This window comes from Flavobacterium cryophilum, from assembly GCF_048286555.1.
In the GTDB taxonomy this organism is placed as follows: domain Bacteria; phylum Bacteroidota; class Bacteroidia; order Flavobacteriales; family Flavobacteriaceae; genus Flavobacterium.
On sequence record NZ_JBLVPZ010000017.1, the window covers coordinates 1 to 19,123 of the forward strand.

The window sequence follows — 19,123 nt, forward strand, 5'->3', positions numbered from 1 at the left end:
CTCTTAAGGTGGTTATTGCGGCGGGGCTCACCTCTTCCCATCCCGAACAGAGTAGTTAAGCCCGCCTGCGCAGATGGTACTGCAGTTATGTGGGAGAGTATGTCGTCGCCTTTCTTTTGAAAAACCCCGTTTCTTACGAAACGGGGTTTTTTGTGTTAAATAAGTTTTAGTTAGAAGCGTAATAAAAAATCAAAAACGATTTGATCGTCAAATAAAGCACCCATTTAAATTGCTTTTTAAATCTATAGTTTTGTATTTCAGTTGATTACGGAGGAATGGAGATTTAGCTTTAGAGATAATATAAGCATATAGTAGGTTGATTTAACTTATAATTAGGAGTGGTATAAGTTATAATTCTGATTGTCTTATTATAGCTTTAATGCAAAAAAACTTTGTAATTTGAAAAAGCAGCAAAATATTTGCCGCTTTTTCAAATTGCAAATAAATAAACTATTCTGTTAAAATGGATTCGGATGTAAGTACATTCAGTTCTATCATGCAATTTTTCATCATCTGATACGTTTTTTCAATATCATTATCTAAGCCTATAGAAAATCGAATCAAACCATCAGTCAACCCCATTTCCATTTGTTCTTCGATAGGTATTTCACTCGATGTGGAAGTCCCAGGTGCACTAAATAAAGATTTATAAAAGCCTAAACTTACTGCAAGGTATCCCAGATTTCGTGACTGCATTAATTCCATTAGCGTATTGGCTTTCTCTAAAGTACCTACATCTATCGTCATCATTCCTCCAAAACCGAATTCGTGATTAATCATTGACGAATATAATTCATGACTCGGATGGCTTTTTAATCCTGGATAAACCGTTTTTACTCCGTCGTTTTCAAAACGTTCTGCAAGATAACTCGCATTTTGACTGTGTTGCTTCATTCGGATATGTAACGTACGTAAGTTTTTCATCACACTGGCCGAACGTAAACTATCCATTGTGGGACCTAATAGCATACTCGCGCCACTATTCACGTTTTTTAAACTATCGATAAATTCTTGTGACGCACAGGTAACACCGGCCACAGTATCACTGCTTCCATTGATGTATTTTGTTAAACTGTGAATGACAATGTCAGCTCCTAATTTGGCCGGAGAAACGGATAATGGTGAAAATGTATTATCCACCACTAACTTTAAATTGTGTCTTTTTGCTATTTTTGCTAAACCCGCAATATCAGCCACTTCCAGTAAAGGATTACTGACTGTCTCGCAGTATAAAACTTTTGTTTTAACAGTAACAGCTGCTTCTACAACGTCTAATTTTGTAATGTCAACAAATGTGGTGTTGATGCCTAACCTTGGTGTGAAATTCTTCAAGAAGGCATAGGTTCCGCCATAGATAGTTCTGCTGGAGACAATATGATCACCTGAGCCGCATAATTGCAAAAGTGTAGGGGTAATCGCTCCCATTCCTGAAGCTGAAACATTTGCTGCTTCTGTTCCTTCCATTGCAGCCAAGGCTTTGTCTAAGTATAAATTGCTTGGCGAAGAATGGCGAGAATACAAATAGCAACCTTCCATATTACCTTCAAAAGTGTCGAACATCGTTTTTGCCGATAAGAATGTGTAGGTTGAGGAGTCTGAAATCGATGGATTGACACCACCAAATTCTCCAAAGTACTGTAAATCCTGTATTTGGTCTGCGGGATTGAATTTTTTCATAATTTATATTTTATCGTTTATTTTGGAGCTATCTCCAGCTATTCGTTTCAATCTTTTCTTTTTTAAACAAAAAAAGAAAAGGATTTTCACGGCTATCTGGGCTAGAAATCCCGAATGCTTAAGAAATCTAATTCAAAATAAAATCATTATAGATTAATAATCAACCATATTATTAAATATTGGATTTTAAAACTATAAAAAGTTATATATGTAATTTAATTATCTAAATTAGCTGCTCAAATAAGTTTTTTTTAGATTATTGATCCATTTTAATTTTCAGTTAAATGATATTAGACACCGTAGACAAAAAACTATTGTTTTTATTACAATCCGACAGTAAAAAAACAACCAAAGAACTTTCTTTAAAACTCAATCTTTCGGTTACTGCCGTTTACGAACGCATTAAAAAATTAGAGAGAGAAGGAATTATCGATAAATACGTCGTATTAGTCAATCGTTCGAAAGTAGGAAAAGGGTTTGTTGTTTTTTGTCATCTCAAATTAATACAACATACCAAAGAGTTTATTGCAACTTTCGAAAATGAAGTGATACAACTCACGGAAGTAATTGAATGCCATCATGTGAGCGGCGATTACGATTATATACTGAAAATAGTAGTTAAAGACATGGAAGCGTATCGCGAATTTTTGGTTACAAAACTTACTATACTACAACATATAGGAAGTACACACAGCACCTTCATGATTAGCGAAGTAAAAAACACGACCATTGTTGCTATTTAGAAATAAATGAAAATTTAAAGCGTATTCAAGAATAAGTAAATGGTATGTGCTGAAAATTCATAACAAAAAACCTTCTGAATTAAACTTCAAACAAAACTTAATTCCTTAATTTTGTGCAACATTTTATAAAAACACAATAAATAAATATACTATGAATTCATTTGACGTAGTCATTATAGGTTCTGGACCAGGCGGATATGTATCAGCAATTCGTTGTGCACAATTAGGTTTCAAAACAGCAATTATCGAAAAATATTCCACGCTAGGGGGAACTTGTCTGAATGTTGGTTGTATTCCTTCAAAAGCGTTGTTGGCTTCCTCTCACCATTACAGTGAAATTGCTCATTTTGCGGATCATGGAATTGAAGTTTCCGGCGAAGTAAAAGTGAATCTTGAAAAAATGATTGCCCGCAAACAAGCTGTTGTGGATCAAACTTCAGGTGGTGTTAAATTTTTAATGGACAAAAATAAAATTACAGTTATGGAAGGATTGGGTTCGTTTGTAGATGCAACGCATGTTGCGGTTGCCAAAGCGGACGGAACTTCTGAAACAATTGAAGGTAAAAGTATCATTATTGCTACAGGTTCTAAACCATCTTCTTTACCATTTATTAAAATTGACAAAGAAAGAATTATCACTTCTACTGAAGCATTGAAACTTAAAGAAGTACCGAAACATTTAGTAATTATTGGTGGTGGAGTTATCGGAATCGAATTAGGTCAAGTATATTTACGATTGGGAGCGCAAGTTTCTGTAGTAGAATATTTAGACAGAATCATTCCAGGAATGGATGCTTCATTGTCTAAAGAATTGACTAAAGTATTAAAAAAACAAGGCATGAAATTCTACGTTTCACACAAAGTGAAATCAGTGGAAAGAAATGGCGAAGGAGTTGTTGTTCAAGCTGAAAACGCAAAAGGAGAAACAATTACTCTTGAAGGTGATTATTCATTAGTTTCTGTGGGACGTCGTCCATATACTGACGGATTAAATGCTGATAAAGCAGGAGTAAAAATCTCGGATAGAGGAATGGTAGAAGTAAACGATCATTTACAAACTTCAGTTCCTAATATTTATGCCATTGGCGATGTTGTTCGTGGAGCAATGTTAGCGCACAAAGCGGAAGAAGAGGGAGCAATGGTTGCTGAAATATTAGCAGGTCAAAAACCTCATATTGATTATAACTTGATTCCGGGCGTTGTTTACACTTGGCCAGAAGTGGCTGCTGTAGGACAAACGGAGGAACAATTAAAAGCGGCTGGTGTCGAATTCAAATCAGGAAGTTTTCCTTTTAAAGCTTTAGGTCGTGCTCGTGCTGGAGGTGATTTAGACGGATTTGTAAAAATTCTTGCTGATGCAAAAACAGATGAAGTGCTGGGAGTTCACATGATTGGAGCCCGATGTGCGGATTTAATTGCTGAAGCAGTTACAGCAATGGAATTCAAAGCATCTGCTGAAGATATTTCGAGAATCTCGCATGCGCATCCAACATTTGCGGAAGCGATAAAAGAAGCGGCATTAGCGGCTACTGATAACAGAGCTTTACATGTATAATTAGTTACATAATTTTTTTGGAAATAGTGAAACCCGTTCAATTGAGCGGGTTTTTGTTTTGTTACGAGCTGCGCTTGTTTAACCTTTTGCTACAAATAAACCCCTATAATTTCCCCAATGGCTGTAAATTAAAAACAGATTTCCTAAAAATAAGAACACGGCAACAGGTATTCCTTCAGGGGACAAGAAAAAATTAATAAATAAAATGTTTACGGTTATTGGTAAGATTAAGATATTGGCAAGGGTAACATAGCGTCCAGTAATAAAGGATAGTCCACAAAGAAATTCTATTGATTTTGCTAACGGAATTAAATAAGTAGATGCAACTAAACCCACGTTAAAAGCTTTGAAATTGCCTGTAACTTCTGGTTCTGGTGCTAATTTTAAAAAGAAGCTAACAGATGCATAGAGTAGCAAAAGTCCAATTAAAGATCGGATAATAATAATTGCAATTTTCATAGTATATGGTGTTAGAGGTTACATATTTGAGCATTATTATTGTGGAATTTCATTTCGTCCCTATACATAATTCCCCATTGATACTTGTCTAAATTAGCAAAAACTATGTACATTTATCCATCCGTGATCTTGCGCTTCCAAGTGAGTACTTCGACCAAAATTTAAAGTTTTTTTTACGATCTTCTCTACTTTTACTGTACTATCAAAATCTATTAATTCTTCGGTATTTTTATAGGCAGCGCAAATTTATTTTTTGATAAACTCTTTAAAACATTGGGCAGTAACTAACGTCGCAATACTATTTTTTAATACTATCATACAAGTGGAATGTTCAGCAGTAAATTATGGATTGAAAGAAATTTTATTTCAGTTAAAAAAATGATTAATTATTTAAAATCATTAACAGCTAAATTCTTGAAAATTTTTGATGCCGCAATGAGAATGATTAAATGATTAAACGAATCCAAAATTTATCATGCACTATCAAATTTACAAAAAAATAAACTAATTTTAGTATAATCAGATATTGAAGGTTTATTTTTTATTGTAATTTTGAATTTTAAACACCAATACTTTTTGAGAACTTCAATTTACAAGTCTATTTCTGATCCAAAATTGTTTAAACAGCAACTTTTATTTTGGTCGCAACAATTTAGAGAAATCATTTATTTGGATAGTAATGATTATCCAAACAATTATTCCAGTTATGATTGTGTTCTTGCCGTTGATGCATTAACTTCAATAAAGACGGATTATCACAATGCTTTTGAGGATTTAAAGCAATACCAGCAAAGTACCAAAGACTGGCTTTTTGGCTATTTATCGTATGATTTAAAAAATGATATTGAGCAATTACAATCTAAGAATTTTGACGGGTTGGATTTTCCGGATTTGTATTTCTTTCAGCCTAAGAAGTTGTTTTTATTGAAAGGAGACCAACTGGATATTCAATATCTCAGTATGTGTGATGAAGAAGTTGAGGAAGATTTTAAAGAAATTGGTGATCAGCGTTCAGTGTTCAGTTTGCAGCATTCACAAATAGCGATTCAACAGAGGATCTCAAAAGTGAATTATTTAGATAAGGTTTCAAAAGTATTGGAACACATTCATCAAGGCAATATTTATGAAGCTAATTTTTGTATGGAATTTTTTGCTGAAAATGCCGTAATAGATCCAATCGAAAAATTTATAAAACTCAACGAAATTTCACAGCCACCATTTGCCGTTTTTTTTAAAAGTAATATTCATTTTTTACTGTCGGCGACACCGGAACGCTATTTAAAGAAAGAAGGAGAGTTGATTATTTCGCAACCGATAAAAGGAACCGCAAAACGTTTTTTGGATGTAAGTGTCGATGAGCAATCAAAAACGAAATTGACATTTGACCCAAAAGAACGAGCCGAAAATATTATGATTACGGACTTAGTGCGCAATGATTTGTCGCGAACTGCACAAAAAGGATCTGTTGAAGTAAAAGAGTTGTGTCAAATTTATTCTTTTTTGCAAGTGCATCAGATGATATCTACGGTCACCTCCAAATTAAATTCACAGTACTCCGTTGTTGACGTTTTGAAAACAACTTTTCCAATGGGAAGTATGACTGGAGCGCCAAAGATTTCGGTGATGAAAATCATTGAACAGCTGGAAGAAACAAAACGGGGTTTATATAGTGGAGCAGTGGGATACTTTACACCTAACGGAGATTTTGATTTCAACGTGGTTATCCGTAGCATTTTATACAATCAAGAAAAAAAATATGTCTCTTTTTCGGTTGGAAGTGCCATCACTTCGCAATCTATTCCTGAAAACGAGTATGAAGAATGTTTGCTTAAAGCGAAAGCTATGCGAGAAGTTTTAAGTGAAATCAAAATGAATTAATTAAATTTGAACATGCTACAGAAATTTAAAAATCATCTTCTTCATCATTTTCAGTTCTTGAACGGAAAAAAAATACTGCTTGCCACAAGCGGCGGGAAAGACAGTATGGTAATGGTGCATTTGTTTCAGCAATTGGATTATAATATAGGAATCGCACATTGCAATTTCCAACTGCGTGAAATGGAAAGTTTTGAAGATCAAAATTTTGTTCAGGAGTATGCCACGGCACATGAAATCCCTGTGTTTATAACACAATTTGACACTAAAGCATTTGCTGAAGATTATAAAATTTCGACGCAAGTTGCAGCCCGCGAGTTGCGGTATAATTGGTTTTATGAGTTATTGGAAACCGAAAAATTCGACTATATTCTTACGGCACATCATGCCGATGATAATCTGGAAACATTCCTAATCAACTTCAGTCGAGGAACCGGATTAGAAGGTTTGACAGGAATTCCAGAACAAAACGAAAAAGTAATTCGTCCACTTTTGGCATTTAGCCAAGAGGAAATGGGAGAATATGCCAAATTAAATACCATTCAGTGGCGCGAAGACAGCAGCAATGCTTCGGATAAATATCTTCGTAATAAAATTCGCCATCATATAGTGCCGCTATTAAAGGATTTAAATCCAAATTTCATGTCCTCTTTTCACAAAACGCAAACCTATTTGCAGGAAGCGCAAGTTATGGTTGAAGATGCTTCAATTATGATTTATCAGCAAGTAGCTAAGCAAGTGGAAGAGGCTATTTACTTTGATTTAAAAAAATTAAAAAAATTACCTAATTACAAGTCATATTTGTACCAATGGCTGAAGGAATTTGAATTTTCAGCGTGGGATGATATTTGTGATTTGGTCGAAAGTCAATCAGGGAAGCAGGTGTTTTCTCCCGAATATCGATTGTTAAAAGATAGAAATTCCTTAATCCTAAGTCCTATAAATTTCGTAAATGAAAAGGCGGAATATAACATCGACGAAGGTCAAAAACAAGTTAATATTCCCTTAAATCTTACGTTTTGTAAAGTAACTGACATTAGTATCGTTTCAAATAAAACTATCTTTGTTAACGCTGATAAACTAGAGTACCCGTTAATTTTGCGCCGCTGGAGCCACGGAGATAATTTTCAACCTTTTGGGATGAACGGTAAATCCAAGAAAGTAAGTAAGCTTTTTAAAGATGAAAAATTATCATTGATAGAAAAAGAAAACGCATGGCTGTTATGTTCGAATGATGCAATAGTTTGGGTTATTAATGTCCGTCAGGATGAACGCTTTAAAATTGACAATACAACAAAGAATATACTTAAAATACAGTTAGAATAATGAAGAAACTACTATTTATACTCATTGCTTTTTTGGCTTTTGCCAATGGTGACGCTCAAATTCTTGATCCTGCAAAATGGACTAGCAAAATTGAAAAAAAATCAGAGAATAATTATATACTTACTTTTAATGCCATCATAGAAAAAGATTGGCATCTGTATTCCCAATTTACAGCTGATGGTGGATCTTTGCCTTTGGAAATTATTTTCAAAAATCAAAAAGGAAACTTTAATTTAGTTGGCAAAGCCAAAGAAAGTAAAACCAAAACTGCTTTCAATGATATCTTTGAAGTTAATGAAACGTACTTTGAGAGTAAAGCTCAAATTCAACAAGAAATTACAATAACAAATCCAAAGATTACAAAAATTGAAGTCAATTTGAACTATCAAGTTTGTAAAGAAGCGTGTATCAATATCGAGAAGAATTTTACGTTTGCAATTCCTGCAACTGCAAAAACAACCGAAATAGCAGCTATATCTCCTGATTTAAGTACTATCGATTCAGCAGAAACAGACACTGTTGTTACCAATACGGATTTAAATAAAAAACAAATAAGCACACGCGAAACCGTTCCTGTTTTAGATAATAAGCCTTCCAATCAAAGAGGATTGTGGTCAATTTTCTTCATTGCTTTTCTTTCTGGATTTGCCGCGTTGCTCACGCCGTGTGTTTTCCCGATGATTCCGATGACGGTAAGTTTTTTTACGAAACAAAGTAAAACAAAAGCAAAAGGGATTAGGAACGCCATTATTTATGGAATTGCCATTATATTTATTTATGTAGTTTTAGGCTTCTTGGTGACCTGGGTTTTTGGTGCCGACGCATTAAATGCATTGTCGACAAATGTTTGGTTTAACATTATATTTTTTATTTTATTGGTCACATTTGCTGCCTCATTTTTGGGTGCTTTTGAAATTATGTTGCCTAATTCATGGGCTAATAAAGTAGATAATCAAGCCGACAGAGGCGGAATAATTGGAATTTTGTTCATGGCCTTGGCATTAGCGATTGTATCTTTTTCTTGTACAGGCCCTATTGTGGGAACACTTTTGGTTGAAGCAGCTTCCAAAGGCGGAATTGCACCAATTATAGGTATGTTCGGATTTTCATTGGCTTTAGCCTTACCTTTTATGTTGTTTGCCATGTTCCCGGGTTGGTTGAATTCATTGCCGAAATCTGGTGGTTGGTTGAATACCGTTAAAGTAGTTTTAGGATTTTTGGAATTGGCTTTAGCGTTCAAATTTTTGTCGAATGCAGATTTAGTATTGCAATTGCATTTCTTGGAAAGAGAAGTTTTCTTGGTGATTTGGATCGCTATTTTTGGAACGTTGACACTGTATTTATTCGGAAAAATTACGCTTCCGCACGATAGTCCGATGAACCATATTTCAGTGGGAAGATTGTCCTTGGGATTAGTATTTTTGGCCTTTACGATATATTTGGTTCCCGGAATTTGGGGAGCGCCATTAAAATTAATTTCTGGTTTTCCACCACCAATGACTTACAGTGAAAGTCCATACGGAGTAGGGAACTCCAAGGGCGGATCGAATGCAGCAGCCCAAATTTTGCCGGAAGGCGCACATTTAGGACCACATGATCTTGTAGCTTTTGATGATTATGAAAAAGGATTGGCTTATGCCAAATCAATAAATAAGCCAATTTTACTTGATTTCACAGGGTATGCTTGTGTGAATTGTAGAAAAATGGAAGATTACGTTTGGTCTGATCCTGAGATACTTCAAATATTACAGGAGGAAGTAGTGTTAATCTCTTTGTATGTGGACGATAAAAGAGAACTGCCTAAAAGTGATCAATATGTATCTAAAGAAACAGGTAAAGAAATTGTAAGCACCGGGAATAAATGGAGTGATTTTCAAATCACAAAATTTAAAGCCAATGCACAACCGTATTACATCATTTTAGATGTTGAAGGAAATATGTTATCTGACAAACCGGAAAGTTATAACTCAGATATCAATGCTTATAAAGGATGGTTAAGAGAGGGAATTGATCGCTTTAAAAGGTGAGATAGGCTTTTTATTCGATTACCTTTTCGATATAATCGGAATTTAAAAGATACAATGCACCCATATATCTTATTTTAAAAGCAACTAAATCTCCAATTTTATAGGTTTTTTTAGAATTTGAAATATCGATAACCAGCATGTCAGAACTGGCGTCTACAATTGTAATATCTTCGTCGTCAGATTCGATGTATTGAGGTTGCATGTCCAATAATCCAATATCTAAAATGGCTCTGAGTGAAGTAATTCCCAAATCACTAACCTGATTCATTGAAAAGGAATTTCCGGCAACATTCTCGCCTAATTCACCGGTTGGTATATTTGGTTTTTCAGTGATTTCGATGATTTCAGCATATAATTTGAAAACATCATTATGCATTCCCTCGATGGTAAGTCCGGTAAACAAATCTTTGCCAAAAAAGAGTGCTTCTCCTATTCTAAAATGATTCACAGCCATTGGTCGTGCATTTTTCAATATTAAAGGAATCGCAACGGAAGTTCCTCCAGAAACAAATGGAATACTAATGTTAAATTTAGCTTCAATTAACTGTTTGTATAAACTCAATTGAATTAGTTTATCCTGCGTTGGCATTACACCGCTAAGACAATTAAGATTAGTTCCAATACCAGATATTTCTATGTTGGGCATTTTTAAAATGGAACCGTAAAACTCAATTAATTCTTCCCCCATGACGCCCTCACGAAGATCACCCATTTCAATCATGATGATGATTTTATGCGTTTTATTTTGTTTGATGGCTTCGTCCGAAAGTAATTGAATCGTATAGATTTCAGTGTTAAAACTAATATCGGCATAACGCACAATACTTTCGATACTTCGTTTTGCCGGAGGTTTAATGTAAACGGTTTGAATTTCTGGATCCAGTGCCTTAATTTTTTTTAAATTACTTACTCTGGAATCATGAATTTCCCGTACGCCCAAGGCGATAATTTCTTTGAGATAAATTTTATTTCCACATAATAGTTTTGATACTACTCCCCACTGAATATTTCTGGATTTAAATATGTGGTCTAAAAAATGATAATTTTCCTGTAATTTTTTGCGGTATAATTTTATAAAGGCCATTAATTTATAATTTTACGTGGGATTGTTTTAGAAATCCGAGTTAATAATTCATAATTGAGTTGATTGCTGAAATCACTAAAAGAAGCTACAGAGACGGAGAGTTCTTTTTGAGTGCCAATTAGGACAACTTCATCCTCTTTTTTTGGCGTGTCTACATCTGTAACATCTACGGTCATCATGTTCATGTTAATGGAGCCCACTACAATGCAGCGCTGTCCATGAATAAGCACGCGGCCTTGGTTGCTCAAAGAACGGCTGTATCCGTGGCAATAGCCAATGGGGATAATAGCAATTATCATCTTCCTTTTAGCCATAAAACTGGTACCATATCCTATGAAGTCACCAATGTTCACTTTTTTTATGCTCATAATGGAACTTTTCCAAGTTATAACCCGTTGTAGAGGATCTATTTTGTTTTTTTTAGAATTAAGGTAGGTAACAAATACTTCTGGACTGGGCCACAATCCATATTGCATAATTCCGATGCGCACCATATCCATTCGCGTTTGCGGAAACATTATCGATGCCGCAGAACAAGCAGAATGTCTGATTTGTGGCTTTAGATTATTTTTACAAAAAAAGGCATATATTTCTTCGAACTTCTTAATTTGTTGATCTACTCTATAATAATTAGCGATACTTTCGGCACCCGCAAAATGAGTACAAAGTCCTTTGAAAGTAAGATGCTGTTCTTCTTTTTTTAAATAAGCAATCACGGCATTCAGTTCCTTTTTGTCAAAACCCGTTCGGTTCATTCCGGTTTCTACTTCAATATGCAGAATTGCTTTTTTATCTAGTTTTTTAGCGGTTTTCATAGCTATGGTAAGCCGACTTTTATCAAAAACAAAGAATTCAATATCATTTTTGATTACCCATTCCATATCTTCATCCTTGACGAGTCCCATAACCATAATTGTTGCCTTGTTATCTAAAGTAGTTTTTACAACTTTAGCTTCCTGAACATCAAAGACAGAAAAATGAGTTACGCCAGATTGAAAAGCCAAAGACACAAATTCCTGCACCCCATGACCATAAGCATTTCCTTTTACTACACTGGAAATAATTACTTTTTTTCCAAAGGTTTTTTTTAGAAAATCGATGTTATTTTGATACGCAGTGCGATCAAGCTCTATAAGTGAATTAGTGTGCATTTGTAATTTGTTTACTGATTTGATGAAAAATAGCGACTCCAGTTGCTATAATTTCATCGGGGAAATCATAATCAGGATTATGTAAAGCGGGTGTGTTTATTCCAGAACCCAGTCCAAACATGGCACCAGAATAGTGTTGTGTAAACAAGCCAAAATCTTCACCCCACGTAAATGGTTTTTCTTTTTCGAATAATGTAAAATCCGTAACTATTGCCGCCTTTCTGATAATTGCTACAGCCGTTCTGTCATTTTCATTGGCTTGAAAACTTTGAGTCCATCTGGTTTTACACTTCAGATGATGCGCTTTTGCGATTGATTGGGCTACATTTTCTAAAGCCACTTCGATTTTTCTCATCTGCAAATTACTGTCGCTTCGTACTGTAAAATGAATTTCTCCTGCACCAGCTGATACGCCATAGGCTTTTTTGCCTATTTTGGTATAAATAGGGGTGATCAGGCAATAGTTTTCTTTAGTACTATCTGCCTGAATATTTGCATTGAATTGATTTATAATAGTGGCTATTGCTAAAGCAGGGTTTATTCCTTTTTCGGGTTCACCTGCATGAGCTGTTTTGCCTTTTAATTTTATAATAATGCTGTTTACGGCGCAGGTAAAAGTTTCGTTTTTCACTACAATTTGATGTAAAGGAAATCCTGGTAAATTGTGCAGCGCAAATACGTAATCGGGCTGAATGGAAGTAAATTTGGGATCTGAAAATACTTTTTGAGCACCACTGCCATCTTCCTCAGCCGGTTGAAATAATAAAAGGACAGTACCTGATTCTGGGTTGTTCTGATGTAATGCAGCAGCTAAACCACAGAGAATAGCCATGTGACCATCGTGTCCGCATTTGTGTGAAACGCCATTAATTAGTGAGCGATGTTCAAAATTATTGCTCTCTTCAATTGGCAAAGCATCCAGTTCACATCTAAATAATACTGTTTTTCCGGCTTTTTTACCTTTGTAAATTGCGACTACGCCAGTTGTGCCTACTCCGGTAATCAATTCATCAGGAGGGTGATTTTCGAGAAAAGAAATAATGCGTTTGGATGTTTGAATTTCTTTACCTGAAACCTCTGGGTGTTTGTGTAATTCCTTTCGTAACTGCACAAGTGAATCGGTAAAGTGGTTTGAATTTTCCATTTTGGACTATTTTATGAGGCGCATTTCCAAATATTTATTTGTAAAGCCTAGTTTTTCATATAGTTTTTTAGCAGGATTATCGGGTTCTACATGCAGTGCAATATTTCCTTCGGCAATCGATATTGCTTTTTGCATCAATTGTTTTCCAAACCCTTTTCCGCGTTGGCTGTTGTCCACGGCAATGTATACCAAAATATTTTCGGGAATAAAATCTTTCATCCCCGTGTTGTTTAAAATCACAACCCCTACGATTTTTTGTTCCTCGATTCCCACTACAATGTTTCCTCCTTTGGCAGGATTCATGACATAATCAATGCATTTTTGAATGTCTTCAATAGTGTCTCCATATTGTTCTAAATGAGTATTAAGGAATAGTGCTACAATTTGATTGGTATAAATGGAATCTTCTCCAGTAGTAGCATTAATTTGTTTGAACTCCATTTCAAAGTATTTTAGTGTTAAATATTAGGTGCAATTAGCATATTAGTTTTTCTGAATAGAAAATCAAACAGTTTAATTTTTTCGATTATTTAAAAGCCTGTAAATGGAATTTTTCCAAAAGGCACAAGAGGCAGTAAACTGCTAAAAAGATAATTTTTTTTAGAATGATTTCTAAAATAAGGAATCTTAGTTTATGATTAAAAGTTCGTAAAATGAACTTCAATTAATCGCAACGTATTGATGAGTGTTTCGCAAATATAGGCTAATTTTATTGAAAAATTCCAATTTAAAGTCGTGAATTCTATTTTTTATCATTAAATTAATAATTTCAACACGCTTTTTGTAGGCTAAAAAAAAGAAACGGTTAATCATTAAACAAGATTAATTATTAGTTTTCAAAGAAGAATTAATTTTTGTTTTTGGATTATATAGGAATAGGAAATAGAATTAAAAAAAGGAATAAACGCCTCTATTTTATCTAAAAAAGTATAAGTTAAAATTTTTAATTTTATAATAATTTGAGATTAATGTTTTAAAAAAGCAAGTGAAAGAGTACTATATTCGGACAGAATTTTTATCTTTAAAAACTATTTTAATTAAAAAATTCATGAAAAAATTACTAAGTATTTCTCTTTTTTTTATTGGTGCAATTCTTTTTGCCCAAGATAAAGTACCAAATTATGTTGCTGATAATTACACCAAAAAAGAAGTGCATATTAAAATGCGCGATGGTGCAGAGTTGTTTACTTCTATTTACACCCCAAAAGATGTTTCAAAAAAATATCCAATTATAATGCAAAGAACGCCTTATAATTCAGGGCCTTATGGAGAAAATCAGTTTAAAAAAAGTATTTCTCCAAGTGAAACCATGATGAAAGAGGGGTATATTGTAGTTTATCAAGATGTTCGTGGTCGCTTTATGAGTGATGGTTTATATGACAACATGCGAGGTTTTATACCTAACAAAAAAAGTAAAAAAGATACCGATGAAGCCTCGGATACGTATGACACGATTGACTGGCTAGTTAAAAATGTAGCAAATAATAACGGAAATGTTGGAACTTGGGGGATTTCTTACCCTGGATTTTATGCAACCTATTCTTTGTTAAGCAATCATCCTGCATTAAAAGCGGTTTCACCTCAAGCCTGTATTGCTGATTTCTTTTTTGATGATTTTCATCACAATGGAGCTTATTTGTTGAGTTATTGGAAAGTAACGCCATTATTTGGACCTCAAAAAACAAAACGTACTACGGAACCGTGGTATAAATTTACGAATACAGGAACAAATGATGATTACCAATTTTTCTTGGATGCAGGACCATTGTCTAATTTAGATAAGTATTACGGTAAAGATAATGAGTTTTGGCAACAGCTGAAAGACCATTCCAGTTATGATGATTTTTGGCAAAAACGTGGGATTTTACAACATTTGAAAAACATAAAACCAGCTGTAATGACAGTAGGAGGTTGGTTTGATGCCGAAGATTTATATGGGCCTTTAAACACGTATAGTACCATAGAAAAAAGTAGTAAAAACTATAATACCATCGTGATGGGACCATGGAGTCATGGCGATTGGGCTAGAAATTCTGCAAAACAAGTGATTGGTAATATTAATTTTGGAGACAGTATTTCTGGTTTTTATCAGAAAAATATTGAAGCTAATTTTTTCCGCCATTTTTTGAAAAATAATGGGAAAGGAGAAAATAAATTACCCGAAGCCTATGTTTTTGATTCAGGTGCTAAAGAATGGAAAACGTATGATTCGTGGCCTCCACAAAATACTGAAAAACAAGATTTCTTTTTACAAGACAATCGATTGTCAAAAATGGCAAAAAAGAATTTTGCTTTTGAGGAATTTGTAAGTGATCCTAAAAAACCGGTTCCTTATTCAGAGGATATTAAACAACAAGGGCTTACACCAAGAAAATACATGACGGATGATCAGCGTTTTGCTGCTAGACGTCCAGATGTGCTGGTTTTTGAAACGGAAGTATTAAGTGATGATACTACGTTGGCGGGAGAAATTTTGGCAAAATTGCAAGTTTCTACTACAGGAACGGATGCGGATTGGATTGTTAAAGTAATTGATGTTTTTCCTAGTGATGAACCGGAAACAAAAGAAGTTGCACCTTATTTGAAAATGAGTAATTACCACATGATGGTGCGCAGTGAGGTAATGCGAGGACGTTTCAGAAACAGTTTTTCAAAACCGGAACCTTTTTTTGCCAATGAAAAAACACCAGTAAATATTAAGTTACAAGATGTTTTTCACACGTTCAAAAAAGGACATAAAATCCAGATTCAGGTTCAAAGTACATGGTTTCCATTTATTGATTTGAATCCGCAAACGTTTGTGGATAATATATTTTATGCTAAACCAGAAGATTTCAAGAAACAAACCCATAGAATTTATAATGATTCAAAAATTGAGTTTACTGTTTTGAAGTAACAAAGCAAAAACAAAAAATTTCGATTTTTAAAATCCCAATCTATTTTTAGATTGGGATTTTTTTTGTCTTCTATTTCTCTACTTTAAAATAAACCAAAGTCCATAAAAGGATCGACTCTCCACGATTTCTCTATCACACAAGTAGCTTAAAATACGATGAGAATCAATCGAAAATGCGGTTAAGATAAGGGCTTTGTCAAATTGTACATGAATACAATCAGTAAAGCAATTTGATTCTTTGAGTAAATAGAATGCATTTTTTTATTTGTTCCTCAATTTATTCGCCGCGGCTAAAATGTGAAATTGAAATGCAAATCACACTGAAATTTTCTTTTTACAATTTTTAATTTACTAGAAAAACAATCTATTGTGTAGTTGGTAGTTGTTTTTATTCCTTTCATCGAAAATATTAAATAAATGTTAATGGAGATATAAAATTAATATAATTTAGTGTCTAAGTACATGAAATTTAAATGGTTGAAAAACCTTTTTATTATAAAAAAACAGTTTTTGTTTTTTAAAATAAGTTCTACTAAAATGATCAAAAAGTTGCGATAGAAACTTCATTCTATCGAGTTTACATTTCATAATCAACTATACCGTATTCGTTATTTTATCATTTTTTAAGCAATCAATATGAAAACATTTTTACTCAAATCAAGATTTTTAAGTTCTTTCTTTCTAATTGTCAATTTGTTTTTAGCCAGCGCTGCTTTTGCACAGGCGACTGTAACTACTGATAAGTTGGACTACTCTCCTGGGGAGATAGCAATTGTTACCGGTTCAGGTTGGACAGGGGATCAATTCGTAGATCTACACTTTGCGGAAGAACCATTTGTCGACGATATTCATGAATATCATGATATTCCTGTTAATCCAGATGGTACTTTTAGAGTGGAATTCCCTATTCTAATGCGCCATCTCGGCGTGACTTTTACATTGACTGCGGAAGGTAAACAAACTTTAAGGACTGCGGTGCATGTTTTTACGGACGCAAATGTCAAATTTTCAACTACAGGACTTCCTCCAAATGTTAATGTTACAGTTCAATATCAAGGGACTGCACAACCGTCGGGAAACTCTGTCAATAGTTCTATTACTTTCTCCACTGGAGGAGGTGGTAACGGTGCAAGTACTACGATAGCCCTCTCTGGAAATTTGAGTTTTCAATTCCCTTATACAATTAGTGTTTCAGGTACAGCATACACCTTGTCTAACACTAACCCTGTTTCACCTACAAGTGTTACAGGTAGTGGTAATTTTCCAATAGAAGCGACATATGTTAGTTGCGTTGCACCTTCGATCAGTAATCCTGGCCCACAGTCTGCTAATACTTCTCCCTCTTTATGCACTGCTTTTGTTAATTACACTGTAACAGCAACGGGAACACCAACCCCTACTTTATCATATTCTTTTTCTGGCGCCACAACCGGTAGCGGTTCAGGTACTGGTAATGGATCTACTTTTAATAAAGGAGTTACAAACGTAATAATAACTGCAAGTAATGGTTGTGGTTCTAATGCTACATCCACTTTTACAGTAACGGTGGCAGATAATATAAAGCCAACCATCGTCGCTCTTCCAGGAAACATTTCTGTAAATAATAATGCAGGTGTTTGTGGTGCTACCGTTTCTTGGACTGCTCCAACTTCTGCTGACAACTGTGCTGGAAGTACGATTGCTCAGACTGCAGGTGCTGCTTCAGGTACTGTGTTCCCAATCGGAGTTTCAACAATTACATATACTGCTACCGATGCGGCTTTAAATACTTATGCAGCTTCATTTACAATTACAGTTACTGATAATGAGAAACCAACAATCGTTGCTCTTCCAGGAAACATTTCTGTAAATAATAATGCAGGTGTTTGTGGTGCTACCGTTTCTTGGACTGCTCCAACTTCTGCTGACAACTGTGCTGGAAGCACGATTGCTCAGACTGCAGGTGCTGCTTCAGGTACTGTATTCCCAATCGGAGTTTCAACAATTACCTATACAGTTACCGATGCGGCTTTAAATACTTATGCAGCTTCATTTACAATTACGGTTACTGATAATGAGAAACCGACAATCGTCGCTCTTCCAGGCAACATTTCTGTAAATAATAATGCAGGTGTTTGTGGTGCTACCGTTTCTTGGACTGCTCCAACTTCTGCTGACAACTGTGCTGGAAGCACGATTGCTCAGACTGCAGGTCCTGCTTCAGGTACTGTGTTCCCAATTGGAGTTTCAACAATTACATATACTGCTACCGATGCGGCTTTAAATACTTATGCAGCTTCATTTACAATTACAGTTACTGATAATGAGAAACCGACAATCGTCGCTCTTCCAGGCAACATTTCTGTAAATAATAATACAGGTGTTTGTGGTGCTACCGTTTCTTGGACTGCTCCAACTTCTGCTGACAACTGTGCTGGAAGCACGATTGCTCAGACTGCAGGTGCTGCTTCAGGGACTGTGTTCCCAATTGGAGTTTCAACAATTACATATACTGCTACCGATGCGGCTTTAAATACTTATGCAGCTTCATTTACAATTACGGTTACTGATAATGAGAAACCGACAATCGTCGCTCTTCCAGGAAACATTTCTGTAAATAATAATGCAGGTGTTTGTGGTGCTACCGTTTCTTGGACTGCTCCAACTTCTGCTGACAACTGTGCTGGAAGTACGATTGCTCAGACTGCAGGTGCTGCTTCGGGGACTGTGTTCCCAATCGGAGTTTCAACAATTACATATACTGCTACCGATGCGGCTTTAAATACTTATGCAGCTTCATTTACAATTACAGTTACTGATAATGAGAAACCGACAATCGTCGCTCTTCCAGGAAACATTTCTGTAAATAATAATGCAGGTGTTTGTGGTGCTACCGTTTCTTGGACTGCTCCAACTTCTGCTGACAACTGTGCTGGAAGTACGATTGCTCAGACTGCAGGTGCTGCTTCAGGTACTGTGTTCCCAATCGGAGTTTCAACAATTACATATACTGCTACCGATGCGGCTTTAAATACTTATGCAGCTTCATTTACAATTACAGTTACTGATAATGAGAAACCGACAATCGTTGCTCTTCCAGGAAACATTTCTGTAAATAATAATGCAGGTGTTTGTGGTGCTACCGTTTCTTGGACTGCTCCAACTTCTGCTGACAACTGTGCTGGAAGCACGATTGCTCAGACTGCA

General features: G+C 35.1%; 13 protein-coding genes and 1 rRNA gene. 8 read left to right on the top strand and 6 right to left on the bottom strand.

The window, feature by feature from the left end; all coding sequences use genetic code 11:
* Positions 1-4: 4 nt before the first annotated feature.
* A 5S ribosomal RNA gene (gene rrf, locus ACNQGJ_RS16540) occupies positions 5-114 on the top strand.
* Between the two features lie 336 nt (positions 115-450).
* Here rrf and ACNQGJ_RS16545 read toward each other — a convergent pair.
* Positions 451-1,677 carry an aminotransferase class I/II-fold pyridoxal phosphate-dependent enzyme gene (locus ACNQGJ_RS16545; RefSeq protein WP_417975010.1) on the bottom strand — a complete coding sequence of 409 codons (1,227 nt, stop codon included), beginning with the start codon at positions 1,675-1,677 and terminating at the stop codon, positions 451-453.
* A gap of 284 nt (positions 1,678-1,961) precedes the next feature.
* Between ACNQGJ_RS16545 and ACNQGJ_RS16550 the strand changes: the two genes are divergently transcribed.
* On the top strand, positions 1,962-2,420 hold the full coding sequence (locus ACNQGJ_RS16550) for an Lrp/AsnC family transcriptional regulator (protein WP_417975012.1): 459 nt from the start codon (positions 1,962-1,964) through the stop codon (positions 2,418-2,420).
* A 151-nt stretch (positions 2,421-2,571) separates the two neighbouring features.
* Positions 2,572-3,975, top strand: a complete 1,404-nt coding sequence (gene lpdA, locus ACNQGJ_RS16555; protein ID WP_417975014.1) for a dihydrolipoyl dehydrogenase — start codon at positions 2,572-2,574, stop codon at positions 3,973-3,975.
* A 78-nt stretch (positions 3,976-4,053) separates the two neighbouring features.
* On the opposite strand, the gene ACNQGJ_RS16560 is transcribed toward lpdA, so the two are convergent.
* Positions 4,054-4,434: a DoxX family membrane protein gene (locus ACNQGJ_RS16560; RefSeq protein ID WP_417975016.1), complete on the bottom strand. Its 381-nt coding sequence runs from the start codon at positions 4,432-4,434 to the stop codon at positions 4,054-4,056.
* A 576-nt stretch (positions 4,435-5,010) separates the two neighbouring features.
* Here ACNQGJ_RS16560 and ACNQGJ_RS16565 point away from each other — a divergent pair.
* From ACNQGJ_RS16565 to ACNQGJ_RS16575, 3 genes are read left to right on the top strand one after another with little or no spacing between them, the layout of a single operon-like run.
* The gene (locus tag ACNQGJ_RS16565) at positions 5,011-6,312 is read left to right on the top strand and encodes an anthranilate synthase component I family protein (protein WP_417975018.1); all 1,302 of its coding nucleotides are present in this window, start codon (positions 5,011-5,013) and stop codon (positions 6,310-6,312) included.
* A gap of 12 nt (positions 6,313-6,324) precedes the next feature.
* A complete protein-coding gene (gene tilS / locus ACNQGJ_RS16570; protein WP_417975020.1) occupies positions 6,325-7,635 on the top strand; it encodes a tRNA lysidine(34) synthetase TilS in 1,311 nt (436 codons plus the stop codon).
* Positions 7,635-9,662, top strand: coding sequence for a protein-disulfide reductase DsbD family protein (locus ACNQGJ_RS16575; RefSeq protein ID WP_417975022.1), 2,028 nt, complete (start codon positions 7,635-7,637; stop codon positions 9,660-9,662). The genes tilS and ACNQGJ_RS16575 overlap by 1 nt, the downstream gene beginning before the upstream one ends.
* 10 nt (positions 9,663-9,672) lie before the next feature.
* Here ACNQGJ_RS16575 and ACNQGJ_RS16580 read toward each other — a convergent pair whose 3' ends face one another.
* Genes ACNQGJ_RS16580 through ACNQGJ_RS16595 form a run of 4 tightly spaced genes read right to left on the bottom strand, consistent with a single transcriptional unit; the run spans position 9,673 to position 13,482 of the window.
* Positions 9,673-10,746, bottom strand: coding sequence for an alanine/ornithine racemase family PLP-dependent enzyme (locus ACNQGJ_RS16580; RefSeq protein WP_417975024.1), 1,074 nt, complete (start codon positions 10,744-10,746; stop codon positions 9,673-9,675).
* Entirely contained in the window at positions 10,746-11,897 is a 1,152-nt protein-coding gene (gene alr, locus ACNQGJ_RS16585; RefSeq protein ID WP_417975026.1) for an alanine racemase, read from the bottom strand. Before alr ends, ACNQGJ_RS16580 begins: the two co-directional genes overlap by 1 nt.
* Complete coding sequence (locus tag ACNQGJ_RS16590; protein ID WP_417975028.1) at positions 11,887-13,041, bottom strand: amidohydrolase; 1,155 nt, start codon at positions 13,039-13,041, stop codon at positions 11,887-11,889. The genes alr and ACNQGJ_RS16590 overlap by 11 nt, the downstream gene beginning before the upstream one ends.
* A 6-nt stretch (positions 13,042-13,047) precedes the next feature.
* Positions 13,048-13,482, bottom strand: coding sequence for a GNAT family N-acetyltransferase (locus ACNQGJ_RS16595; protein WP_417975030.1), 435 nt, complete (start codon positions 13,480-13,482; stop codon positions 13,048-13,050).
* A 607-nt stretch (positions 13,483-14,089) separates the two neighbouring features.
* Here ACNQGJ_RS16595 and ACNQGJ_RS16600 point away from each other — a divergent pair.
* On the top strand, positions 14,090-15,937 hold the full coding sequence (locus tag ACNQGJ_RS16600; RefSeq protein ID WP_417975032.1) for a CocE/NonD family hydrolase: 1,848 nt from the start codon (positions 14,090-14,092) through the stop codon (positions 15,935-15,937).
* A gap of 636 nt (positions 15,938-16,573) precedes the next feature.
* On the top strand, positions 16,574-19,123 hold a 2,550-nt coding region (locus ACNQGJ_RS16605), incomplete at its 3' end, for a beta strand repeat-containing protein (protein WP_417975034.1).